Annotated in this window: 17 protein-coding genes and 1 pseudogene; 9 read left to right on the forward strand and 9 right to left on the reverse strand. The window is 49.1% G+C overall.

The window, feature by feature from the left end:
* Window positions 1-116 precede the first annotated feature (116 nt).
* From nifD to KEF85_RS00400, 5 genes and pseudogenes are all read right to left on the reverse strand, one after another.
* The gene (nifD, locus tag KEF85_RS00380; protein WP_215582525.1) at window positions 117-1,595 is read right to left on the reverse strand and encodes a nitrogenase molybdenum-iron protein alpha chain; all 1,479 of its coding nucleotides are present in this window, start codon (window positions 1,593-1,595) and stop codon (window positions 117-119) included.
* A 118-nt stretch (window positions 1,596-1,713) separates the two neighbouring features.
* Window positions 1,714-2,586 (reverse strand): nitrogenase iron protein, encoded by an 873-nt coding sequence (gene nifH, locus KEF85_RS00385; protein WP_215582527.1) that lies wholly within the window; start codon window positions 2,584-2,586, stop codon window positions 1,714-1,716.
* Window positions 2,587-2,924: 338 nt separating this feature from the next.
* Window positions 2,925-4,112 carry a glycosyltransferase family 4 protein gene (locus tag KEF85_RS00390; protein WP_215582529.1) on the reverse strand — a complete coding sequence of 396 codons (1,188 nt, stop codon included), beginning with the start codon at window positions 4,110-4,112 and terminating at the stop codon, window positions 2,925-2,927.
* Window positions 4,113-4,433: 321 nt separating this feature from the next.
* Entirely contained in the window at window positions 4,434-5,954 is a 1,521-nt protein-coding gene (locus KEF85_RS00395) for a fumarate hydratase (RefSeq protein ID WP_215582530.1), read from the reverse strand.
* 926 nt (window positions 5,955-6,880) lie between these two features.
* Window positions 6,881-7,027, reverse strand: a pseudogene (locus tag KEF85_RS00400) (BrnT family toxin); the annotation flags it as partial.
* Between the two features lie 206 nt (window positions 7,028-7,233).
* On the opposite strand from KEF85_RS00400, the gene dapC reads away from it, so the two are divergent.
* Window positions 7,234-8,466 carry a succinyldiaminopimelate transaminase gene (gene dapC, locus KEF85_RS00405; RefSeq protein ID WP_215582532.1) on the forward strand — a complete coding sequence of 411 codons (1,233 nt, stop codon included), beginning with the start codon at window positions 7,234-7,236 and terminating at the stop codon, window positions 8,464-8,466.
* Window positions 8,467-8,470: 4 nt separating this feature from the next.
* Window positions 8,471-9,289 carry a 2,3,4,5-tetrahydropyridine-2,6-dicarboxylate N-succinyltransferase gene (gene dapD, locus KEF85_RS00410; RefSeq protein ID WP_215582534.1) on the forward strand — a complete coding sequence of 273 codons (819 nt, stop codon included), beginning with the start codon at window positions 8,471-8,473 and terminating at the stop codon, window positions 9,287-9,289.
* Between the two features lie 175 nt (window positions 9,290-9,464).
* On the opposite strand, the gene KEF85_RS00415 is transcribed toward dapD, so the two are convergent.
* The 3 genes from KEF85_RS00415 to KEF85_RS00425 all read right to left on the reverse strand — a co-directional run bounded on the left by KEF85_RS00415 (window position 9,465) and on the right by KEF85_RS00425 (window position 12,291).
* Window positions 9,465-10,016, reverse strand: a complete 552-nt coding sequence (locus KEF85_RS00415; protein ID WP_215582536.1) for a DUF2058 domain-containing protein — start codon at window positions 10,014-10,016, stop codon at window positions 9,465-9,467.
* A 162-nt stretch (window positions 10,017-10,178) separates the two neighbouring features.
* Window positions 10,179-11,378 (reverse strand): hypothetical protein, encoded by a 1,200-nt coding sequence (locus tag KEF85_RS00420; protein WP_246535000.1) that lies wholly within the window; start codon window positions 11,376-11,378, stop codon window positions 10,179-10,181.
* Window positions 11,379-11,442: 64 nt separating this feature from the next.
* Window positions 11,443-12,291, reverse strand: coding sequence for an outer membrane protein assembly factor BamD (locus KEF85_RS00425; RefSeq protein WP_215582537.1), 849 nt, complete (start codon window positions 12,289-12,291; stop codon window positions 11,443-11,445).
* Between the two features lie 84 nt (window positions 12,292-12,375).
* Between KEF85_RS00425 and rluD the strand changes: the two genes are divergently transcribed.
* From rluD to KEF85_RS00445, 4 genes are all read left to right on the forward strand, one after another.
* Window positions 12,376-13,320, forward strand: coding sequence for a 23S rRNA pseudouridine(1911/1915/1917) synthase RluD (rluD, locus tag KEF85_RS00430; RefSeq protein ID WP_215582538.1), 945 nt, complete (start codon window positions 12,376-12,378; stop codon window positions 13,318-13,320).
* Complete coding sequence (gene pgeF, locus KEF85_RS00435; protein ID WP_215582539.1) at window positions 13,307-14,032, forward strand: peptidoglycan editing factor PgeF; 726 nt, start codon at window positions 13,307-13,309, stop codon at window positions 14,030-14,032. Before rluD ends, pgeF begins: the two co-directional genes overlap by 14 nt.
* A 2-nt stretch (window positions 14,033-14,034) precedes the next feature.
* Window positions 14,035-14,856 carry a ZIP family metal transporter gene (locus tag KEF85_RS00440; RefSeq protein WP_215582540.1) on the forward strand — a complete coding sequence of 274 codons (822 nt, stop codon included), beginning with the start codon at window positions 14,035-14,037 and terminating at the stop codon, window positions 14,854-14,856.
* 112 nt (window positions 14,857-14,968) lie between these two features.
* Window positions 14,969-15,508 carry a globin family protein gene (locus KEF85_RS00445; RefSeq protein WP_215582541.1) on the forward strand — a complete coding sequence of 180 codons (540 nt, stop codon included), beginning with the start codon at window positions 14,969-14,971 and terminating at the stop codon, window positions 15,506-15,508.
* A 96-nt stretch (window positions 15,509-15,604) separates the two neighbouring features.
* Here KEF85_RS00445 and KEF85_RS00450 read toward each other — a convergent pair whose 3' ends face one another.
* Window positions 15,605-16,207 (reverse strand): peroxiredoxin, encoded by a 603-nt coding sequence (locus tag KEF85_RS00450; RefSeq protein WP_215582542.1) that lies wholly within the window; start codon window positions 16,205-16,207, stop codon window positions 15,605-15,607.
* A 246-nt stretch (window positions 16,208-16,453) separates the two neighbouring features.
* Between KEF85_RS00450 and KEF85_RS00455 the strand changes: the two genes are divergently transcribed.
* Genes KEF85_RS00455 through recB form a run of 3 tightly spaced genes read left to right on the forward strand, consistent with a single transcriptional unit; the run spans window position 16,454 to window position 23,597 of the window.
* The gene (locus KEF85_RS00455) at window positions 16,454-16,966 is read left to right on the forward strand and encodes a hypothetical protein (RefSeq protein WP_215582543.1); all 513 of its coding nucleotides are present in this window, start codon (window positions 16,454-16,456) and stop codon (window positions 16,964-16,966) included.
* A 54-nt stretch (window positions 16,967-17,020) separates the two neighbouring features.
* Window positions 17,021-20,128 carry an exodeoxyribonuclease V subunit gamma gene (gene recC / locus KEF85_RS00460; protein WP_215582544.1) on the forward strand — a complete coding sequence of 1,036 codons (3,108 nt, stop codon included), beginning with the start codon at window positions 17,021-17,023 and terminating at the stop codon, window positions 20,126-20,128.
* Entirely contained in the window at window positions 20,115-23,597 is a 3,483-nt protein-coding gene (gene recB / locus KEF85_RS00465; protein WP_215582545.1) for an exodeoxyribonuclease V subunit beta, read from the forward strand. Before recC ends, recB begins: the two co-directional genes overlap by 14 nt.
* The last annotated feature ends 24 nt before the right edge of the window (window positions 23,598-23,621 follow it).

Raw genomic sequence — 23,621 nt, forward strand, 5'->3', positions numbered from 1 at the left:
CTAATCTGTGGACTACGTTTAAGGGAAGGATATACTCGGAACTGTATAAAGCCCCGACCTGATCTTACCGGCTAGTGTCAAGCCAGGCCCAGAGCCTGACTCAACACCAAGGCATGTTATGCCACTGCCTTAACGGGTTCGTCAGCAACCTCGGTTTTCCAAGGCGCTTTGATATTTTTCCAGCAAGGGTTATTAATCGTCATATCCATATCGCGGGCAAAGATGGCAAAGCCGTCATAACCGTGATAAGGGCCGGAATAATCCCAAGAGTGCATTTGCCGGAAAGGTACGCCCATTTTTTGGAAAATATATTTTTCCTTAACACCGGAACCCACCAAATCAGGCTGAACCCGTTTCACAAATTCTTCAAACTCATAACCGGTCACATCATCATAAAGCAGGGTAGCATTACCCATTTCTTTGATAGTACGATCATAATCGTCGTTGTGACCGAACTCATAGCCGGTACCAACCACTTCCATGCCCAAGTCTTCATAAGCGCCGATCACATGACGTGGACGCAAACCGCCGATATACAGCATCACGCGTTTGCCTTCCAGGCGTGGTTTGTATTTGGCAATAACCGCGTTGTATTCAGCTTCGTAGCGTTTGATAACCCGTTCTGCGCCTTCTTTGATGGTATCGTCAAAGTGTGCGGCAATCCGGCGCAAAGACTCAGCGATTTTGGTTGGGCCGAAAAAGTTGTACTCGATCCAGGGAATGCTGTACTTTTCTTCCATGTGCCGGGCGATGTAGTTCATCGAGCGATAGCAATGGATCAGATTCAGTTTAACTTTAGGTGTGTTTTCAATTTCAGCAATCGTACCGTCGCCGGACCATTGCGCCACTACTCGTAAGCCCATCTCTTCCAGCAAAGTCCGGGAAGCCCAGGCATCACCACCGATGTTATAGTCACCAATCACTGCCACATCGTAAGGTGTGGTTGGAAAGCTGTCATCGCCGTCACGTTTGTCCAGTACCCAGTCGCGAATAGCATCGTTGGCAATGTGATGGCCCAAAGACTGGGACACACCGCGAAAACCTTCGCAACGTACCGGTACTATGGTTTTACCGTGTTCTTTGTTTTTAATTTTGGCTACCGCTTCAATATCGTCGCCGATCAGACCGATCGGGCACTCGGATTGAATCGAAATACCTTTATTCAATGGGAACAGCACTTCAATTTCATCGATCAATTTGGCCAGTTTTTTATCGCCGCCAAATACAATGTCTTTCTCGGTAAAATCAGAAGTAAAGTTCATGGTGCCAAAGGTATTTACACCAGTGGTACCCACATAATAGTTACGGCGACCGGCGCGGGAATATTGACCGCAGCCTACCGGGCCGTGTGAAATATGGATCATATCCTTGATAGGACCCCATACCACACCTTTAGAACCAGCATAAGCGCAACCACGGATGGTCATGACACCTGGTAGCGATTTGCGATTCGAGGTAATACATTTATTCGCCTTTTCCAGGCTTTGATCATTAACCGCCAAATGTTTGGCGCGATCTTTCTGAGCTTTTTCGGGATAGATCTCAAGCACTTCTTGAATAAGCGCTTCAGTCTCTTCTCTGGTCATGGCTGCCATGATGTCATCCTCCTGTGGTCGTGGGTAATCTCCCAACAAACCAGATTTAGGAAATAAGTTGGTGGGCATGGTGAATGCCTAAACGGTATCCACCATACTCACAATCTTGTTTTAACGATTACTCTGCTACAGCAGATTTACCGATAACGCTTTCATCTTCTTCTTCCATCAGACCAAATTCCATCAACAGGTCTTCCAGTTCATCCATAGTGATTGGAGTAGGAATGACCAGATTTTTATTGGCGAAGATTTTTTGAGCCAGGGCACGATATTCATCGGCCTGTTTAGCGTTTGGTTCATACTCGATGACGGTCATACGACGAATTTCAGCGCGTTGTACAACGTTATCACGTGGTACGAAATGGATCATTTGAGTACCCATTTTCGCAGCCAATTCCATGATCAGTTCATCTTCACGAGCAGTTTGACGTGAATTGCAGATCAAGCCGGCCAGACGCACACTGCCAGAGTTAGCGTATTTCACGATACCTTTGGCAATATTGTTAGCAGCGTACATAGCCATCATTTCGCCTGAGCAAACGATGTAAATTTCTTGAGCTTTGTTTTCGCGGATAGGCATCGCGAAACCACCGCATACAACGTCACCCAATACATCATAAAACACGAAGTCCAGGTCATCGGTGTAAGCGCCTTCCTCTTCCAGGAAGTTGATAGCGGTGATAACACCACGGCCTGCGCAACCAACTCCTGGCTCTGGACCGCCGGATTCAACGCATTTCACATCGCCGTATCCAACTTTCAATACATCTTCCAGTTCCAAATCTTCCACGCTGCCGGCGTCTGCCGCCATTTGCATGATAGAGTTTTGTGCTTTAGCATGTAAGATCAAACGAGTGGAATCGGCTTTAGGGTCGCAGCCGACAATCATTACTTTTTTACCCATTTCTGCCAAAGCAGCAACCAGGTTTTGGGTAGTGGTAGATTTACCAATACCACCTTTACCGTATATAGCACATTGACGTAATGCCATGATTTTTCTCCTCTTGAACGTGCGTTTGTTGATAGCACACAAGATAGAGCAATGGCCGTGCCAATATTTTTTATTGGTTTAACTGATTGTTTTTAAATTAAAAATATTGAAATTTTTCCACAAACACTTAGTCGTATAAACAACATTTTTTGTAAGGACTGTTATTTTACTAACACAAATTGAGGGGTTTTGCGGCTGGAATTGTCTGCTTACCTCTTGTCTTAGCACTTAAGCCGATAACTTTTGGCCAAGCAAAAAAAACGCCGGCCCAACAAAGCCGGGCCGGCGTAATACTGAGGGAGAGAATGTTATCTATCTGGCTACATCGCCCGCTAGATTTAAACCATCAATTCAAAATTATTTTTCAATTCAAATCTTGGCAGAGCATATTGGCGAGCCAGATTATTATTGCCGGCCACTTTCAAATACACACCCAAGGTTTTTTCAGCAATATCTTCCCAGTTATATTTGTTATCAACCCAGGCCCGTAATTCGGTTTTAGCCGCAGAATCCTGAGTTGTCGCAGCAAACTGTTCCAAACGAGCGGTCAACGCATTGACATCACCCATTTTAAAATAATGATTTGCCGCAATACCCACTTCCAAATTGGCCGGAATGTCGCTGGCAATCACTGGCAAACCAAAAGATAAAGCTTCCAACATCGCAATCGGCAAACCTTCATGAGAAGAAGGCAACACAAACATACCGGCATGAGTAAACAACTCTTTTAAAGCCAAACCGCTTTGAAAACCGGTCATCACCACATCTTCGTGGCTGGCAGCCGCAGCATGCACCGCATCAGTATAAGCATCAGGATGATCAGAACCACCCACAATCACCAATTTCCAGCCCGGCAAACGGCCTTGTTTAAACGCCTCAATCAAATCCAGATGACGTTTTTCCGGAACCAAACGGCTCACAGTCAAAATATATTTACCGGCAGTCAAACCAAATTTTTCCAAAGTAGCCGCGCTCTCGGTCAAAGCCGGCATCACCACCCCATTAGGAATCAAAGTTGAGCGTTTGCCGTACTCATTTCTGACCAGATTTTGTAATACTTCAGAAATCACAATCCGGCCATTAGACATTTTCATGCCAAAATACTCACCGGTTTTCAGCATGAACTTAGCCATTTTGCCCCATTTTTGGCGATCATAATCCTGACCGTGGTGAGTCACCACCACTTTCAAACCCAATAAACGCGCCAAAGGCACCATCAAAGAAGGGCCAACCGCATGAATATGCAAAATGTCAGGGCGTTTAATGGCCGCATACAAAACGCCAACCGCCGTGTGAGTAATGGCTTCCAAAGATTTAGACACAGGCGACCACAAACTGTGGATACGGATACCGTTCCATACTTTACGATGCTCAACTGGTTGATACGGAGCGCGCACAATCACATCTACCCGGCAGTCCAAGTCTTGCAAATAAGTGGCCAAATTTTGCACATGGGCCTCAATGCCACCTTGTACATTAGGTAAACCGCGCAATCCAAGCATCATCACAGATAAAGGGCGTTTCATAAATAATTCCTGGTCAAAAAGTTTTTATAGTTATGTTGGGTCGGATAAACACATCCTGTGTTTTGTCATCCGTTTGTAATGACTACATAAAAGCATTTAGCATGCCAGAATTATCGAAAAGGAAATAATTATTTTGTATTGAGATAACTATATGAAATTAATTGACTTATTTGTGCAAAATAAAGGTAGCTGCAACTCAAGACCCCATCCTGACAGGGTTTGCCAGGCCGGTTTTGCCAAAACTGGCAGAAGCGGCTTGGCAAAGGCTTAGGGAATGACACGCTGGCAAAGCCGCGTGTCATATTATTTAAGTGGCACCGCTTACTCAACCACCACCGGAATCTTGCCGATCCGGCTTTGCCAAAGCTTGGGCGCCGTCTCGTGTATCGACACCCCACGGCTATCCACCGCTACGGTAACCGGCATATCCTCCACCACAAACTCATGAATCGCCTCCATGCCCAAATCCGGAAAAGCCACAATCCTCGATTTGCGAATAGCTTTGGACACCAAAAACGCCGCACCGCCCACCGCAATCAAATATACCGCCTGATGCTTTTTAATAGCGGCAATCGCCAGCGGGCCGCGTTCCGCCTTGCCTATCATGCCCAGTAAACCGGTTTGCGCCAACACCGTTTCGGTAAAACCATCCATCCGTGTTGCCGTGGTGGGGCCGGCCGGCCCCACCACCTCGTCACGCACCGCATCCACCGGCCCCACGTAGTAAATAAACCGGTTGTTAAAATCCACACCCTCAGGCAAACCTGCACCGCTGGCCAGTAAATCCACAATCCGCTTGTGCGCGGCATCCCGGCCCGTCAACAGCGTACCACTCAACAACAGCGTTTCCCCCGGCTGCCAGTCCGCCACATCCGCCTTGCTCAACGTATCCAAATTCACCCGTTTGGCCGAACCGGTCTGCTGGGTAATCTGCGGCCAGTCGCTCAGGCTAGGCGGCGTAAACAACGCCGGGCCGGAACCATCCAGCACAAAATGGGTATGCCGGGTTGCTGCACAATTAGGGATCAACGCCACCGGCAAATTGGCGGCATGGGTAGGATAATCCAAAATTTTCACATCCAGCACCGTGGTCAGGCCACCCAAACCTTGTGCGCCTATCCCCAGCGCATTCACCTTTTCATAAAGCTCCAGGCGCAAGGCTTCCAGCGCATTTTCCGGCCCCCGCGCCAGCAAATCCTGAATATCAATGTCCTGCATACAAGCCTGTTTGGCCAAAATCATGGCTTTTTCCGCTGTCCCGCCTATACCTATGCCCAGAATACCCGGCGGACACCAGCCGGCTCCCATGGTCGGCACCGTTTTCATCACCCAGTCCACAATACTGTCTGCCGGATTAAGCATCACAAACTTGGCCTTGGCTTCCGAGCCACCGCCCTTGGCCGCCACCTCAACCTCCACCTTGTCACCAGCCACCAGTTCCATATGTATCACCGCCGGAGTATTGTCCTTGGTATTAATCCGCTTGCCGGCAGGATCACTCAAAATGGAAGCTCGCAACACATTATCCGGATCCAGATACGCCTGCCGCACCCCGGCATTCACCATAGCCGTCACATCCAACTCCGCATCCCAGCGCACATCCATACCCACCCGCAAAAACACCGTCACAATTCCGGTATCCTGACAAATCGGTCGCTTACCCTCCGCGCACATCCGCGAATTAATCAGAATCTGCGCCATGGCATCCTTGGCCGCCGGGCTTTCCTCCTTCTCATACGCCGCCGTCAAGGCCCGGATAAAATCCAGCGGGTGATAATAAGAAATAAACTGCAGGGCATCACTAATACTAGTGATGAAATCCTCCTGGCGGATAATAGTCATAGTGCTTCCTGAAAATAAGTGTCTGGCAAACCAAAACTTTATCATGAAGCCGGGGTGTTTGGCTTGGGCTATGCAAAGCCTACTTGCGATAGTATTATCGGAACATTAGTAAACTAAAAAGGCCGCCGAGCAAATAGATTTGGCAGCATGCTGAAACAGTGTCATTGATGCCGACATACTTAATGGATGCAACGTCCCGCATTGAAAACAAGACCCCGTAGCCTCGATGCAACGCAGTGAAATCGAGGATATCGAAGCAGATTGACCAAAAATCGCGACACCATGTTTCGAAGTTCTTAAGTCAAATCACTTAACAACTAACGCCTCACTCGTCTATGCAACGCTGAATAATGACAAGGCTTTAAGCAAACAATAAGAGAGATCAGGGTCAGGTCTCACATTCAAGCATAAGCTGAAAGACTCGGAGCTCTATAGTTGTCCTCCAAATCCGATACCTTGGTGATAGCAATTGGTCGATTCTGTTGAAAAAATTCCTTCAGTGAAAACCGCAGTATTTATGGAAAACTATTATCTATAAAAAAATACTTGAAAAATTTACTGGCAGAAAAATTGGCCTAAATTCATTGTTGAATACGAGAGGAAGTTGTTTTCGCTACAAAGAGTTATGTGTAACTAAATAGGCCAAGAGCGAAGTGGTCGCCGTGTGTTTCTCCTAACGTAAAGCCGGGAGCCTTAGAGTAGTTCGCTGGAACGCTGGGTGAGGCTAGTTGACGTTTTTGCCACTTCCAGCAAATACCGGAGTGCTTTGTTTACCGCTTCATCATTAGGAAAAGCCTCTGCAATATCGGGATCAAGAAGTACCACATTGGTTTCCGCCTTGATTAGTGCTGAATACTTGCCGTGTATGATCCCATTAAAATCTGACTGCTTATATATCTGGTCGAAGCTCGTCTGCCATTTCTGATTTAAACGTCTTCATAAATTTGCCTCTCAACATTTGTTGCTGGACGTGCCGATATGATTCGAATTGCATTACCTCTATCGGTATGTGATAGCCTAAGCAAACGTCCTTGGGAAGAAATGCCAAATGTTATATATCTTTCCCCGCCAACTGAATGATCACTTCTATGCTGACATAGGTTTGCCGCTAATCATACGGCGAAAATGATAATTACTAAAGCGTTTCGCGGTCTGTCTGGAAAGCAAGCCCAAGGCTGTTCAATAACGTTACTTACTCGATCTACCCCCAATCCCCCACATAAGCTAAAATGCCACCCTTTTGCTGCCCGCGTAGCGCCGTATATTTTTGCTCAAGCCCATGAATCCTTACCTAGCGCAACTCCATCCCTATCCGTTCGAGAAACTGGCCGCGCTGAAGCAGGGTGTTACCCCGCCAGCCGCGCTGCCGCATATCTCTCTGTCGATAGGCGAGCCCAAGCATCCCACCCCGCCATTCATCCAGGATGCCCTGGTTAAACATTTGCAGGGTTTAAGCGTTTATCCAAGCACCAAAGGCCTGCCGGAACTGCGCGTCGCCATCGCCGCTTGGCTGGCGCAGCGCTTTAATATCCCGACAGCTAATATTGATGCCGAACAGCACATCCTGCCCGTCAATGGCACCCGCGAAGCCCTGTTTGCCTTTGTTCAGGCCGTCATCAACTCTGCCGCTAAACCGCTGGTGGTGATGCCCAACCCGTTTTACCAGATTTATGAAGGCGCGGCACTGCTGGCCGGCGCTGAACCTTATTATCTAAACAGTGATCCCGCCAACGCCTATCAGGCCGCTTTTGACAGCGTGCCTGCAGAAGTCTGGCAACGCTGCCAAGTGCTGTTTATCTGTTCGCCCGGCAATCCTACCGGGTTGGTCTTGAATCAGGCCGATCATCAAAAACTGCTGGCCCTGGCGGAACAATACGATTTCATCATCGCTTCCGACGAATGTTATACCGAACTCTATTACGACGAGGCCCAGCCGCCGGTTGGTCTGCTGCAATCGGCTTGGCAGGTCGGTAATCGAGATTTTCGCCGCTGCGTGGTGTTCCACAGCCTATCCAAGCGCTCTAACGCGCCAGGACTGCGTTCTGGTTTTGTCGCCGGCGATGCCCAGGTGCTGCAACAATTCCTTAAATACCGTACCTACCACGGCTGCGCCATGCCAGTGCCTACCCAGTACGCCAGCATAGCCGCCTGGCAGGATGAACAGCATGTGCGCCATAACCGGGTTTTATATCGGGAAAAATTTACTGCCGTCATCAATGTTCTGCAGGATGTCTGCCAGATTAGTCTGCCGCCGGCCGGATTTTATCTCTGGTTGCCAACCTCAGGTCAGGCTAATGGTAAAATATACGGGTTAGCCGACGATACCGAATTTGCCCGGCAATTGTTTGCCCAGCAAAATATTACTGTATTGCCCGGCAGCTATTTGTCGCGTGACAGTGGCGGCGTCAATCCGGGGGGCGGCCATGTGCGTATTGCCTTGGTGGCGTCACTGGATGAATGTGTAACGGCGGCCCAGCGCATCAAACTTTTTATTAACTCATTAACCCAATAATTAAATGTCTAATCTGGAAAACATCATTAATCAGGCGTTCGAAATTCGCGCCGAAATCAGCCCGGCCACCGTCACCGCCGAAGTCCGCGATGCGGTCAGCACGGCCTTAAATCTGCTGGATAAAGGCGAAGCCCGCGTTGCCGAAAAAATCAACGGTGACTGGGTGACTCACCAATGGCTGAAAAAAGCCGTATTGCTGTCCTTCCGCATCAACGAAAACCGCGTCATCGAAAGCGGCGATGTGCGTTACTACGACAAAGTGGAAACCAAATTTGGCCGTTACAGCGAAGCCGATTTCGCCAAAGCCGGCGTACGGGTAGTGCCCAATGCCGTCGCCCGTTATGGTTCCTATATCGCCCCCGGCGCAATTCTGATGCCGTCTTATGTCAATATCGGTGCTTACGTGGATAGCGGCACTATGGTCGATACCTGGGTAACCGTAGGTTCCTGCGCCCAAATCGGCAAAAACGTGCATTTATCCGGCGGTGTTGGTATCGGCGGCGTACTGGAGCCTTTACAAGCCAACCCCACCATCATCGGCGACAACTGCTTTATCGGCGCCCGTTCGGAAATCGTCGAAGGCGTCATCGTCGAAGATAATTGCGTAGTCTCTATGGGTGTCTATATCGGCCAAAGCACCAAAATCTTCAACCGACTGACCGGTGAAGTCAGCTATGGCCGCATCCCAACTGGCTCAGTCGTGGTCTCTGGCAACCTGCCATCCAAAGACGGCAGCCACAGCCTGTACTGTGCAGTCATCATCAAACAGGTAGACGAGAAAACCCGCAGCAAAACCGGCATCAACGAGTTGCTGAGAGATTAATCCAGGTTTTGTGGGTACGCATGCGTACCCACAAATAATTTCAAAAAACCGCGCAAAGCGCACCAAGCTGCCGCAGGCCGATCTTCCCCCTGTATCCCGCTTGTCGGTGCGGATACCGACATTAAATTGGCCTCGCGATAGCGTTTCTAAATTAAAAAGCTTCCAAAAACGCCACTTACCAGATCAAATCATCCGGCACCTGAAACTCCGCATAAGGATCATCCAGGCCGTTCTCCACACTAGCCGCATTCAACACCAGCACACTCCCCGCATCCCGCTCCGCAATTTTCTCGGCAGTCTCCCTGGGTACAATATGATAAGCATTCTCCAGCTTGATAATCCCGGCTCGGCCCTCAATCAAACCGGTGCGGGTTTTTTCCGGCACATAAACACTTTTCACCTTGCTGCCGTCAGTAAACTGGTAAGCCACGCCATTAGCGTCTTGTGCCAGACTGTTTTGCTCCACCATTTGCTTGATTTGCGCCAACAAAGCCTTGTGTTCCTCGGCTTGTTTACGTAATTGATTCAGTTCCCGGTCACGTTCCGCCTGCTGAACACGGGCCTGTTCCAAATCCAGTTTGATCTCATCCACCACTTCCACGCCCTGATTACGCTGCAGCTTGCCCTGTTTACGCTTGTCGGCCTTAACCTGCTTGGCTTTGGTTTCATTAGCCAGACCGGCTTTCAGTAATTGATCTTGCAGAGATAATGTTTGCGGTTTTTTCATAAACAAATTAAGCGTTAACAGTCGATAAACTATGCTTGGTAAACGTAGCCTCGATGCAGCAAAGCGGAATCGAGGATGTCGGCCTTCACCGTGACTACACACAGTTTCAGTGCGATCACATACACCGGTATTTTAAAACTAAACCAGGGCAAATATCAGCATTCAACGCCCCAGCATTTTAGCCGTGGCGTCCTGCCACCAGCTCAGCCGTCTTGACAATGGTGTGGCGCAACGGTCATAGCCCTGATATTCGATACCGCGAAATACCTCGTCCCGCAACCACTGATAAGCTGCCGGAGAGCTCACCAGCAGCCGTTCCGGTATCAAAATATACTGCGCCAGCAGTTCTGCCAGTTTTTCCTGGGTGATGCCGTCATAACGGCCATCATGCACTTCGCCGAGATATTCAAAAGCCTCAAACCATTTCGACGGCCACAGCGCCAGCTTGGCATCGGCAATGATTTTACCAATCTCGGCATCATTGGAAATTTTTCGGTACCGGTAAAAAAAATACAAATCGTCGGAACCGTTCCAGAAATGGAAATTGTCTATGGTATGGGCAATTTCATGTACCACAATCGGTAAACGAAAATCCACCAGATATTCCAGATTAATATCCCGGTAAGTTTTGCCTTCCTTGCCCTTGTCAAACGCCTTAATGGTAAAAATAATCAAATTCTGGCCGCTATATACCTGGGCCACGGTTTGATAACGAAAACCATAGCCCGGCACCAGCGTCAACGGATGAGTATGATCTTCCCAGATACTGGTTTTATAATCTTCCGGAAAAGCATCAATAATCAGCTCCTGCATCGCGGTCGGCTTATCGGCAATTTCTGCCGCCAGATTGTCATTAGGCTTGGCCTTGCTGATTTTTTGCCGTAAAAAGGCCGGGATTTTGCGTATGGCTTTTTCAAAAATACGTAAATGATCGGCTTTAAAACGCGGCAGCTGATAATCGTCGCTGTGCTTGATGACGGTCTTGGTGTCATAAAACAGCGCCAGCGCCCGCAGGGCCGCTTCCCGGTCGTCCCAGTATTTTTCCAGCACACATAATTCATTGTCTGGCTTGCCCTGGCAGTCTTCACCAAACTCTTTCAGGTCAGCCAGATGTTCCGGGCTGTTATGATCGGTTAATACCGCCACCGCCTGTTTATGCAAACCGGGATGATGGGTCTCATAAAACTCGATAACCCTTACCAGTTCCGCTTGGGGCATAAACTGCTGCTGGCTGGTGGCGCAGAGCAAGTCAGTATTCTGGGACAAACTGAAAAACCGGCTCTGGAACAGGGCTTCCGGTTTAGGTTCGGCATGAAGGAAGGGGCAGACCAATAACAGGCTTGCCAGCAAACAAAGCTTCATGAGTTAACTAAAAGCTCTAGTGCATCCGGGTTTAAACGCATACTGTCCCTAGCCAGTGTCAGGATCAATGGGTATCCAGCCCTAAAGTATCCCAAAGCTTCTGGATGGCGCTGTCATCCTTATAATCGGCTATGGCAGTGCCATTGGGGTAATTCAGTTTAAAAACTCGATCAACATCGGCAGCCAGCTCATTCAGGCCCATCTTTAGATAACCCTCTTTCATGATTTGTAAGGCTATCGGTACCGCCGGCGTCCGCTGATATTCCTTGATAACGTAATTGCCGCGGTTAACCGCGGCCTCGTAAGCATGGCGGCGCATGTAAAAGTCAGCCACATGTATTTCATACATGGCCAAATTGTTGCGTAAGGCAATCATACGCAATCGGGCATCTTCAGCATATCTTGTGTTGGGAAAGCGGCGCAACAGCTCCTGAAAGTTATCATAAGAGTCACGGGCGCTGCCAGGATCACGTTGAGAAGAGTCGGTGGGTAAAAAACGATCAATAAAACCGATACCGCGATTATAATTAACCAAGCCTTTTAGATAATAAGCATAATCTACACTGGCGTTGCGCGGATGAGTTTTAATGAAGCGGTCTGCAGCTGCAATCGCCGCTTCCGGATCATCATTTTTATAATAGGCGTAAGCCACATTCAATTGGGCTTGTGGCGCAAAATCCCCAAACGGATAACGTGCTTCCAGGGCTTCATACAAAGTCACAGCTTTTTGGTAGCTTTTGCCTTCCAGTGATTCATTGGCTTTGTCGAGAAATTTTTTCTCGTCCCAGCCTGCGTATTCATCTTCTTTGTTGGCCGGCGTCTCCTTGCTGGAGAAGAAATTAAGCGTTTCACAGCCTTGCAGCATCCAGGCCAAAATGGCGATAAAAACAGTTTTTACTAAAAGTAATCGCATACTATAGACAACACGTTGTAATATTGTAGGTTTTTTTGCGGCCGAATGCTGCAAACAGACAGCGAGTATAACTTAAAAACGACTATGACGATATTAACAGCAAGGGTTCCTGAGGAACTGGCCGGCATGCGCCTGGATCAGTGCCTGGCGGAACTATTCCCAGACTATTCGCGCAGCAAGCTGCAACTCTGGATCAAGGCCGGCCGGGTGCAGGTGGATGGTGTGGCTCTGAAAGGCCGCGAGAAACTGGATGGCGGCGAAGAAATCGAACTGGATGCTGAAGCGGAAGTGGTTCTGGAAAATGATGCCGAAGATATTCCCCTGCAAATTATTTACGAAGATCAGGCCATCTTAATTGTCAATAAACCCGCCGGATTGGTCGTGCATCCCGCCGTCGGTAACTGGCATGGCACGCTGGTTAACGCGCTGCTGAATCACGATCCTAATCTGAATATCCTGCCCAGGGCAGGTATTGTGCACCGGATAGACAAAGAAACCAGCGGCTTGCTGATGATAGCCAAAACCTTGCAGGCCCATCACAGCCTGGTCGAACAGCTTCAGGCGCGCAGCATTGTCCGAGAATACCTGGCCTTGGTCAAAGGCTGGATGACCGCAGGTGGTAGTGTCGATGAACCCATAGGCCGGCATCCGGTTGACCGTAAACGCAATACCGTCCGCCGTGACGGCAAGGAAGCGGTAACCCATTATCGGCTGGAACAACGCTTCAAACGCCACACCCTGATTCGCGTCAAACTTGAGACTGGTCGCACCCATCAGATCAGAGTGCACATGACCCATATCAATTATCCTCTGGTAGGCGATCAAGTTTATGGTGGTCGGTTTCAAATGCCGGCTGATTGCAGCCCGGAACTGGCCGAAGCCTTGCGTAATTTCAAACGTCAGGCGCTGCACGCCACCAAACTGGGTTTGGAACATCCCGAAACCGGTGAATATATGGAATGGGAATTAGAGATGCCGGCAGATATGCAATATCTGTTAAAAGTCCTGGCTGAAAATGAACTGGATTAAACCGGACTGGCCATTGCCGGCACATATTCATGCCGCCGTTACCTTGCGCAGCGGCGGTGTCAGCACAGGTGCATATGCCAGCCTGAATCCGGCGACCCACGTTAATGATGATGCCGGGCATGTGCTGGCCAATAGGCAAATCATCCGGGATATGCTGAAACTCCCCGCTGAGCCGGTCTGGTTGCAGCAAGTGCATGGGGTAAACGTCATTAAAGCTGATACCAGTTGCGGTTTGGTGCAGGCAGATGCCAGTTATACCGATCAGGCCGGTGTTGTTTGTGCGGTATTGACTGCCGATTGTCTGCCGCTACTGCTTTGCGGTGATCAGGGCAAGGTAATAGCAACCGCTCATGCCGGTTGGCGGGGCTTGCAGGCCGGGGTCATTCAGCAGACCCTGCAGTCGATGAAATGTAGTCATGTTCAAGTCTGGTTAGGTCCGGCTATAGGCCCGGAACATTTTGAAGTGGGTGCTGATGTCAGAGATGCTTTTCTGGAAACCCTGTCTGGAGCCCACACCGCTTTTCGTGATACGCATGGCGGCAAATGGCTGGCGGACATTTATCAATTGGCGCGTATCATCCTTAGCGCTCATGGTATTACAGACATTTATGGCGGCGACCGGTGCACGGTGGCGGACCCCCTGAGTTTTTATTCCTATCGCCGCGATGGTGCACAAACCGGTCGCATGGCCAGTCTGATCTGGAGAGATTAATTTTGAGTTTATTGGTATTGATTGTTTTATTTACAGCATTTGGCGGCATACTTAGCGTATTGGCAGCCAGTCTGTTTTTATTGTTGTCGGAGTCATCCCAGGAAAAGTTATTGCCGCACGGCATCAGTTTTGCCACAGGCGCTTTATTAACCGGGGCTTTCTGCGGCCTGATACCCCATGCCTTTGCCGAAGTAGCCGTCAAGGATATCCCCAGCGTATCAGCCACCATACTGTTAGGTATCCTGTTGTTCTTCGTTTTGGAAAAATTGCTGGTTTGGCGGCATTGCCACTCTCATGCCTGCGAAGCCCACGGTGAAGAATCACACACTCATCATGGCGGCGCTCAGCATGTGTCGACTCGGCCACACACCGCCGGTGTGTTTATTATTCTGGGTGACAGTATTCATAATTTTGTCGATGGTGTACTGATCGCTGCCGCCTTTTTGACCGACGTCCAACTGGGTATCGTCACCAGTCTGGCGGTCGCTGCCCATGAAATACCACAGGAAGTCGGCGATTTTGCCATATTGCTGCACAGCGGTTATACAAAAGCCAAGGCTTTGTTGTATAACGTCTTATCCAGCCTGGCTACAGTAGTCGGCGGACTGTTGGGCTGGTTAAGTCTGGGCGATTTGCACGGTATTTTGCCTTATTTTCTTAGCTTGGCCGCTTCCAGCTTTATTTACATCGCAGTGGCTGATCTTATCCCCACGCTGCATCAAAAAACCGATTTAAAAACCTCATTGCAACAGATCGGCTTTATTCTGGCCGGGGTGGCGCTTATCTGGATCATGCAAGATATCGCCCACCGTTTCGAAGCATAGGCACGGCAGTTTTTTAGCAAAAAAATCCCCAAACTGCCCTAAATATTTGACATTGCTGAAATAACAGGAAAACTAGACAAGCCCATAAAAATAACTACACCAGGAGCATGTCATGAACGCGATAACCACCCAAAAATCCGCCTTACTCTTGTTAGGCCATGAAACCCTGATTAACAAGATTACCCTGGCTTTGTACCAAAAAATGCTGGACGATTACCGCATCAACCGCTTTTTTAACGCCCGATCCGCCGCCGAACAGGCTGAAGCTCTGGCCAGCTATGTTAAAGCAGCCGTGTGCAGCACTAATACTAGCTCAGAACAACTACACGATTTGCTGGAAGCTTATTTTATGGCATCGTTTGCCAGAAATAATTACAAGCCCAGTTTGGTGACCGGCAATGATTTCGGCTTTTTGCTGGATATCGTCGGTGGCCGGGAAATTCGCACCATCACCTTGTTATGTGATGCCCACGGCTGGTTGATGAAGCTGGGGCCGGACGATTTTCATTACGATATCATGCTGGAACATTTAGTGGATAGCTTGCGTGATCTGGCGGTGGCCGAGGAACAGGCAGCAAAAATTATGCAGATTGCCGAAGCTGGTCGGGAAGGGGCCTTAGGTCGTCAGGCAGAAACGTTGAAAGCCGCTTAACTATATGCAGCCCTTAGCAGTATAAATGCAGCGCTAGAAAATCAGGCGTATTGCCAAGCAATACGCCTGATGGTTGCCGATTAAGTCAGCAGTTACTTAAAGCTTGTCAGCATTTTTGGTCAAATACTCTGCAACACCGGCAGGGTTGGCGTTCATGCCGGCATCGCCTTTTTTCCAGCCTGCTGGGCAAACTTCGCCGTGTTCTTCGTGGAATTGCAGGGCATCAATAGTACGCAGTAATTCGTCAAAATTACGGCCCAGTGGTAAATCGTTAACCACTTGATGACGTACCACACCGGCTTTGTCTATCAGGAAGCTGCCACGGTAAGCAACGCCGCCTGCAGATTCAACGTCGTAATCTTTGGCAATTTCGTGTTTTATGTCTGCGGCCAGGGTGTAACGGACAGGGCCGATACCACCTGCGTTGACAGGGGTATTACGCCATGCGTTGTGAGTAAAATGTGAATCTATGGACACACCAATTACTTCTACGCCACGGCTGGTGAATTCGTCTATACGGTGATCCAGTGCGATCAGTTCGCTAGGGCAGACAAAGGTAAAATCCAGCGGATAGAAAAATACTACAGCGTATTTACCTTTGGTTGTTTCGGAAAAACTGAAAGAGTCAACGATCTGGCCGTCAGCCAAAACTGCTGGAACTGTAAAATCAGGTGCTTGCTTACCTACTAAAACGCTCATCGATTTTCTCCAAAATCATTTAAAAAACAATATGTTGCGATGTTATATATGCCTCAATTCAAAGGACGGGTGTTATTCTACACTAAATTACTAGGTAATCATCTAATAAAACGTGAAAAATCTACTTGCGCAACTGACAAATTCGCGTTAATTTGTAAGCCCTAGCTTACAAGCGGTGGCCGCTCGTTCTACAGTTCTGGCTGTGCGGGCTTTTAATTTTATTTTTAGTAGTTTTGAAGATGAAGCATGACAAAAGTTAAACACATTACCGAGCCGGATGCTTTCGGTTTTCAAGTGCGTATTGTGCGGCGCGGCAAAGAAAGCAGCCGGTATTTTTCCCACAAACTCTGGGGTAGCAAAACCAAATCCCTGAAAGCGGCCATCACTTGGCGCGACCAAATGTTAGTGGTACTTAAAGGCAGCAAAACCCGGTTTTTGAAACCGCCTAAAAACAAGACCACTACCGGAGTTACCGGGGTGTCCAGAACCATTAAATTCGATCACCGCAAAGATAAAAGTTATCTGTGCTACACAGTGTTTTGGGTTAAAGACGGCAAGTCCCGCAATAAAACCTTTCAGGTGGGCAATGTCCAGACGGTTACCGCTGATGACGAATTACATGCCTTTCGTACGGCACGGTTATTCCGTAGCTGTTATGAACATGCTATCGATCATGATGCCACCTTTGATGACAGTAAATTTGCCAACTGGAAAAAACTGCGCATTTACGAAAACGAAAATCTGGATGCAGTAAGCTGACACTGGCTGCTACCATTGCTGACAAGTCCATGTCAGTTTGTTATGGTAGTCGCCATGTTTATTCTGCACAGTTCAAATAAAACTGAAAATCTGGTCGGACATCTGGTCGCGGTGCTCAAATCCGCACCGTTGGCTAGCCCATTTGCTCAGGAAGTGTTTCTAATTCAAAGTCAGGGTATGGAGCGCTGGCTATCCCAGCAATTAGCCGAACATTTTCAGGTTTGGGCCAATTTTAAATATTTGTTTCCAGGGGCATTTTTTAATAACTTAACCACACAATTGCATGAAAATGCCGCTGAGGATAGCCGGGCTTTTGACCGTCAGTTTCTGGTCTGGCAGTTCGATAAACTGCTGCGCGATTTGGATGGTGACGTTTTTCAGCCTTTGCAGGTGTTTTTGAGTGGCGATAATCTTGAACTGAAACGTTATCAGTTAGCCCAGCAATTGGCCAATCTATACGATCAATACCAATTGTTGCGTCCGGATGTGCTGGATAACTGGCAACAAGGCCATTGCCGGGATCAATCAGATACCGTTGCCTGGCAATGCCGGCTTTGGCAAATGCTCACAGCCGAAATTGGTCCGCAACATCGTGGCGAATTATGGCGACAAAGCATTAAGCTGTTACAGCAGGCTAGACCGGCCCAGTATGCCAGAATCCTGCCGGAACGAGTTTCGGTGTTTGGCATCAATCACATGCCGCCCTTATTATTATCCTATCTGCAAGCCTTGTCGCAGCATTGTGACGTGCATTTATACATTTTCAATCCGGTTCAGGAATATTGGGCGGATTTACCCAGTAAACACCTACAAAAACAATTGGCCGATTTTAACGGCCATCCCTTGCTGGTCAGCTTGGGACAGCAAGGCCGCGAGTTTCAACAATTGTTGCTGGAACAGGCACAATTTCATTTTGAGCCCAGCAGTTTTGAAGTCAGTCCTGCCGCCAGCAATCTGCAACATCTGCAAAACGATATTCTCACCAACCAAAGTCCGGATCTACAGCTCAGCAGAGACGGCACTATCAGTATTCATAGCTGTCATTCACGTTTGCGCGAAGTACAGGTACTCAAAAATCAGCTGCTGGAGATTCTGGAACAGCAGCCGGATATCGCCTTGCGTGATATTGTGGTGATGGCCCCGGATATTCAATGCTACGCGCCATTTATCAGTGCGGTATTTGCCGATATCCAGCACGCCATAGCCGATCGCAGCCTGCGTATCGTCAATGCCTGTTTGAGCAGTTTGTTAGGGTTTTTAAAGCTATCGCAAAGCCGTTTTGGCTGGCAAAGCGTGTTGGATTTGCTGGAACAGCCAGTGGTATACAGAAATTTTGGTCTGAATCAGGATGATATGGAGCTGATACGTTATTGGATCAGCGATACCCAGGTCCGCTGGGGAAAGTCCGCCGATCACCTGCAAAGCCTGGGCTTACCGCCGCTGGCACAAAATACCTGGCAGGCGGCGCTGGCGCGTTTGTTTATGGGCTATGCGGTGGGTAGTGAGCATGATTTTGTTGCAGGCGTGTTACCTTATCCCGACATCGAAGGTTCGTCCAGTCAGGCCTTGGGCGGACTTAACGATTTCTTGCAACTGCTGTTTCAGGCTAGTAGCGAATCGCAGGCGGCGCATAGCCTGTTGCATTGGCATACCTTATTAAGTAATTATACCGACCGGCTGTTCAGTAATATCGATCCAGTGGAACGCCAGCCGCTCAATGACTTGCTGAGTGAATTGGCCGAACTGGCCGAGATTCATCAGCCGGCAGTGAATCTGGCCGTGGTGTTAGCCTGGATTAATGGCCGGCTGGATGAAAGTATTTCTGCCAATGGCTTTTTGCGCGGCCAATTGACTTTTTGCGCCATGCTGCCGATGCGATCCATTCCGTTTCAGGTCATAGCCCTGCTGGGCATGAATGACGGCGAATTTCCGCGCATCCAGCGCAATCCCGGTTTCGATCTGCTCGCCCAACAGCCCAGACTGGGCGACCGCTCCCGGCGTGCCGATGATCGATATCAATTTCTGGAAATTCTGCTTTCAGCTCGCCGCCAGCTTATCATTACTTATATCGGCCAGTCACAGCAGGACAATAGCCGGTTGCCGCCTTCGGTGATCGTCACTGAGTTACTTGAAGTGTTGCAAAGTGCTTATCAATTACATGATCTGGTCATCGACCATCCTTTGCATCCGTTTAGCGTCCGGTATTTTGACAACAGTCGGTCGCGCTTATTCAGTTATGCCGAGAATGACTATGCCACGGCTTGCTGCTTAAATGCCGAGCCAGTGGCGCAGCAGCCCTGGTGGCAAGGTGTGGTGCCGCTCGCAGAATCACAAACCATTGCCATAAGCGATTTATTCGATTTTTATCGGCACCCCCAGCGTTTCTTTTTGCAACAACTGGGGGTACGCATGCCGCAATGGGCTGCAGAGCCTGAAGAACGAGAGCCGTTCCAACTGGATGGCTTAAGCCGCTACGCCATTCAGCAGCAATGGATAGCCGAAATTCTGCAGGGCGGCGATTTGCAATTGAGCAAATTACAGGCGCAAGGACTGTGGTTGCCGGGAACTTTGGGCGAAATCGTCTGGCAGCGTGAACAGCCCAAAATGCAGGATTTTGCCGAGCAGATCAGGCAATTAGGCTTGGGCCCAGCCCAACCCGGTTTGGTCATCGATCTGCGTTTGGGCCGCTTTCATTTGGTCGGTAAGCTGGAGCATATTTATGCCAACGCCAGCTTGTTTTATCGGTACAGTAAATTGAAAGGCAAAGACTTAATCTGTGCGTGGCTGCATCATTTAATTATCAATCAAATCCAGCGGCAAAATACCTATTTACTTAGCCAGGATCATAGCTTGGTGTTTCCTGCCGAATTAGGTAACGAAGAACTGTTACTCGGTCTGTTAGCTGTTTATATACAGGGTCTGCAGCGTCCCGATGGATTTTTCACTGAAGCAGCATTCAACTATGTTCAGCAGAAAAATACCGATGCCGCTCTTAGCAAAGTTATTGCTCAGGTTAAGGAACAGATCGACAATGGTTATGAACCGGACATCAGCCAGTTATTGGCAGGTCGGTCACTGGAAGAAGTGTTCAACAACGAGTTTGCCGATTTGTGCCAAACTCTGATCGCGCCAGCTTGGAGTGCCGCCAATGGAAATGTATGAGTTTGATGCAACTCGTACCGAGCTGTTGCCGGGTATCAATCTGATCGAAGCCAGTGCCGGCACCGGAAAAACCTATGCTATTGCCATGCTGGTGTTGCGGTTTGTGGTAGAGCGTGAGGTGGACATCAAACAGTTGCTGGTGGTAACTTTTACCAAGGCGGCCACTGCGGAGTTAAAAGACCGGATTCGGCTGCGCCTGGCAGAGGCACGCCGGGTACTGGCCGGCGAAGCTGCCGATATCGACCCGGCCTTATCGCGCTGGTTAGCCGGTTTAAGCCTGGATGCCGACACCATCCGTTTGCGTCTGGACCTGGCATTACTGGATATTGATCAGGCGGCCATTTTTACTATCCATAGTTTTTGTCAGCGCATCCTCAGCGAACACGCCCTGGAGAGCGGCGAATTGTTTGACTGTGAGTTGACGGGTGATATTTCCGCAGTGCGTCAAAATTGTGCCGATGATTTTTGGCGGCGGCAGATTTATCAGCGTCCGGTTTGGCAAGTGAGTTTGCTGACCGCCAGATATGCTACTCCAGATGCGCTGTTAGCCAGCTTGAAAGGCATAGTCATTCAGCAAACCACCTATCCCGATGAGCTTGATCTGGATGCGCAACTGGATGCGCTACAGCGTCTGTTCGGGGTGGCGGGCCAGGCCGCCGAACAGATGGCCGCCATATTGACCGCTGCCTGGGCGGACGGTAAATTTAAAGACTCTTATGTCAAGACCTTTACGGATAATTATGCTGCTTTACAGGCCTGGCTGGCCGATCCAGCCACACAACCGGTTGATGTGGGCTGGCTAAGCAGTGCCGGTATCACCGCGGGGCTGAATGGCAAAAAATTTATGCCGGGGAAACTCAAACCCAGCTCTGAGCAACAAAAACAACAGTATTTGCAGAATTTACACCTGGATAGCGCTGTGTTTGACGAGTTGCAGCACGGCCTGCAACAATTGGCGGTCATCCTGCGCAGGGCTTTGCTGGAGTATCTGAGCGAACAGCTGGATAAAGCCTTGCAGCAAAACCATAGCGTGTCTTTTGATCAGTTGATTAGCCGCTTGTCGGCAGCTTTAGCGGGCGATAAAGGCCGCTTGCTGGTTAAGGAAATACAGCAACGCTTCAAAGTGGCTTTGATTGATGAGTTTCAGGATACCGATCATTTGCAATGGCAGATTTTTTCGCAAATATTTACTCCGCCGCATTACCTGTATTTGATAGGCGATCCCAAACAGGCCATTTACAAATTTCGTGGTGCCGATATCTTTACTTATTTCGCGGCACGCGACCAAGCCCAACACCACTATACCCTGTTGCATAATTGGCGCTCTCATCCCCAATTAGTGGCAGCCGTCAATCGTCTGTTTCAGCGGCCCGCACCCTTTTTATCCGGGCAACTGCCATTTCATGCCGTGCAGGCTGGCCGTAGTGCCGAGGATGGCCAGCTGGATGACACGGCACCGCTGGTGTTATGGCAATTAGCCAAAAATCCGGATGGTCCAGAATATTGGACGGCGGCAAAAGCCGGGGATATTCTGTGTCAGGCAGTTGTTAATGAAATTCTGGACTTGTTGATCAACTGCAGTTGCCAGGCAGGTCGTCAAGGCCGGCGGCCATTGCAAGCCGGAGATATTGCCGTGCTGGTGCGTACCAATAGTCAGGCCGCCGCCTATCAGCAGGCATTACAGGCTGCCGGCATTCCGGCGATTCTGAACAGCAAGCAATCGGTATTTGCATCGGCTCAGGCCCAGGCAGTGTTTATTGTCCTACAGGCCGTGGCCCAGCCAGGACACATTGCCGCACTGAAACAGGCTTTAACGCTCAACTGGTTTGCCTTGGATGGGCAGGGGCTTTATCAGTTGCTTCAGGATGAAACCGCCCTGGATGACTGGCTTAGCCGGTTTTTGACATATCATCAGCTTTGGCAGCAGCAGGGATTACTGGTTATGCTCCAGCGACTGCTGGATTGTGAGCAGGTAGAAGTACATCTCAGCAGCGAGCCTCAGGCCGAACGGGAATTGACCAATCTGTATCATATTATGGAGCGGTTGCAGCAAGTCAGTATTGATGAGCATCTGACCATCAACAAAACCTTGGACTGGTTGCGTCATGCCATACAGACTGCCGAGACGCATAATAATGATGAATTTCAGTTGCGTCTGGAAAGCGATGCCGATGCAGTCAATATAGTCACACTGCATAGTGCCAAGGGATTGGAATACCCGGTCGTGTTTTGTCCGAATCTATGGCAGAGCAATGGCCGGAAAAACCGTCAGGAATTCATTCAGTGTCACGAAAACGGCGTGATGATCGCTGATTTGGGCAGTGAGCACTATGCAGAGCGGGAACAGCAGGCGCTGGCTGAACTGCAGGCCGAAGATCTGCGCCTGTTTTATGTGGCCGTCACACGCGCCAAGTATCGTTGCTATCTGGCTTGGGCGGATTTACGCAGTAAAGAGAAAGCCAATGATAGTGCTATGGCTTATCTGTTGGAATTTGCCGATATGGATTTTGCCGCCCAGAGTCAGGTGTTACAGGGCTTGGCTTGCCAATTTCCGAGTCGTTTTCAATACCGGCTGATCAATGTTGATGCTCAGGTACTGGGCCGTCTGCAACAGCCGGTTTCCCGCGCCTTACTAGCCTGCAGACCGCGCCGTCGGGTTTTATTCACCGATTGGCAGATGAGTAGCTATACGGCTTTGTCGGCACTGAGCTTAGCAGAAATACCGGAATTTCCGCTTGATAAATCGGCAGAACCTGATGATGTAGCCTTCTCCGGGCAGGATTTGCCCAAAGGAGCCGCAACCGGCAATGTCATCCACAGTTTATTGGAGAATATCAGCTTCAGACAGTTGGCGATCAGGGCGGATATCAGCTTGCAGCGTAATCAGGCCCTAAGCCGTTATGGTTTGCGGCTGGATAATCCGGCAATACTGGATGATTTACTGTACCAGGTAGTCAATAGCTGTTTGCCTGTTGAACCGGGTTTTTGCCTGAAAGATGTCGATCAGCAGCGCTGTTTGCAGGAAATGCCGTTTTATTTGGCCATGCAGCCCTTACATACTCAGCATATTAATCAAGTTCTGGCAGAATCACCGGTATATCAATCATTATCCGAGAAACAGTTACGCGGATATCTGACCGGATTTATTGATCTGGTCTGTGAATATCAAGGTAAATACTATATCATTGATTATAAAAGCAATGGCTTGGCCAATTATCGGCCTGAGTCTTTGTGCTATGCCATGCGTGAACACAACTACGGACTGCAATATTATCTTTATACCTTGGTGATAGACCGCTATTTGCGCCAGCGTTTGCCGGATTACCGATATGAGCGGGATTTTGGCGGTGTGATGTATTTGTTTGTGCGGGGTATGAACATCGGTCTGCCAGGGCTAGGGGTATATACCGATATTCCCAAGCGGGAAACATTGACCAAGTTGAGCCAAGTGTTTTTTCAGGAAACTTAAACAGACGGTTGGTCTGGCAGCAGG

Origin of the sequence: Methylomonas paludis, from assembly GCF_018734325.1 — a bacterium.
GTDB classification, from domain to species: Bacteria; Pseudomonadota; Gammaproteobacteria; order Methylococcales; family Methylomonadaceae; genus Methylomonas; species Methylomonas paludis.

Excerpts from the sequence above, each read along its gene's own strand:
- KEF85_RS00455 (WP_215582543.1), top strand. The coding sequence starts at position 16,454 with ATGACAAAAGTTAAACACATTACCGAGCCGGATGCTTTCGGTTTTCAA.
- nifD (WP_215582525.1), bottom strand. The coding sequence starts at position 1,595 with ATGGCAGCCATGACCAGAGAAGAGACTGAAGCGCTTATTCAAGAAGTG.
- KEF85_RS00425 (WP_215582537.1), bottom strand. The coding sequence starts at position 12,291 with ATGCGATTACTTTTAGTAAAAACTGTTTTTATCGCCATTTTGGCCTGG.
- nifH (WP_215582527.1), bottom strand. The coding sequence starts at position 2,586 with ATGGCATTACGTCAATGTGCTATATACGGTAAAGGTGGTATTGGTAAA.
- KEF85_RS00390 (WP_215582529.1), bottom strand. The coding sequence starts at position 4,112 with ATGAAACGCCCTTTATCTGTGATGATGCTTGGATTGCGCGGTTTACCT.
- KEF85_RS00420 (WP_246535000.1), bottom strand. The coding sequence starts at position 11,378 with ATGAAGCTTTGTTTGCTGGCAAGCCTGTTATTGGTCTGCCCCTTCCTT.
- dapC (WP_215582532.1), top strand. The coding sequence starts at position 7,234 with ATGAATCCTTACCTAGCGCAACTCCATCCCTATCCGTTCGAGAAACTG.
- rluD (WP_215582538.1), top strand. The coding sequence starts at position 12,376 with ATGACGATATTAACAGCAAGGGTTCCTGAGGAACTGGCCGGCATGCGC.
- KEF85_RS00395 (WP_215582530.1), bottom strand. The coding sequence starts at position 5,954 with ATGACTATTATCCGCCAGGAGGATTTCATCACTAGTATTAGTGATGCC.
- KEF85_RS00445 (WP_215582541.1), top strand. The coding sequence starts at position 14,969 with ATGAACGCGATAACCACCCAAAAATCCGCCTTACTCTTGTTAGGCCAT.
- dapD (WP_215582534.1), top strand. The coding sequence starts at position 8,471 with ATGTCTAATCTGGAAAACATCATTAATCAGGCGTTCGAAATTCGCGCC.
- pgeF (WP_215582539.1), top strand. The coding sequence starts at position 13,307 with ATGAACTGGATTAAACCGGACTGGCCATTGCCGGCACATATTCATGCC.
- KEF85_RS00415 (WP_215582536.1), bottom strand. The coding sequence starts at position 10,016 with ATGAAAAAACCGCAAACATTATCTCTGCAAGATCAATTACTGAAAGCC.
- recC (WP_215582544.1), top strand. The coding sequence starts at position 17,021 with ATGTTTATTCTGCACAGTTCAAATAAAACTGAAAATCTGGTCGGACAT.
- recB (WP_215582545.1), top strand. The coding sequence starts at position 20,115 with ATGGAAATGTATGAGTTTGATGCAACTCGTACCGAGCTGTTGCCGGGT.
- KEF85_RS00450 (WP_215582542.1), bottom strand. The coding sequence starts at position 16,207 with ATGAGCGTTTTAGTAGGTAAGCAAGCACCTGATTTTACAGTTCCAGCA.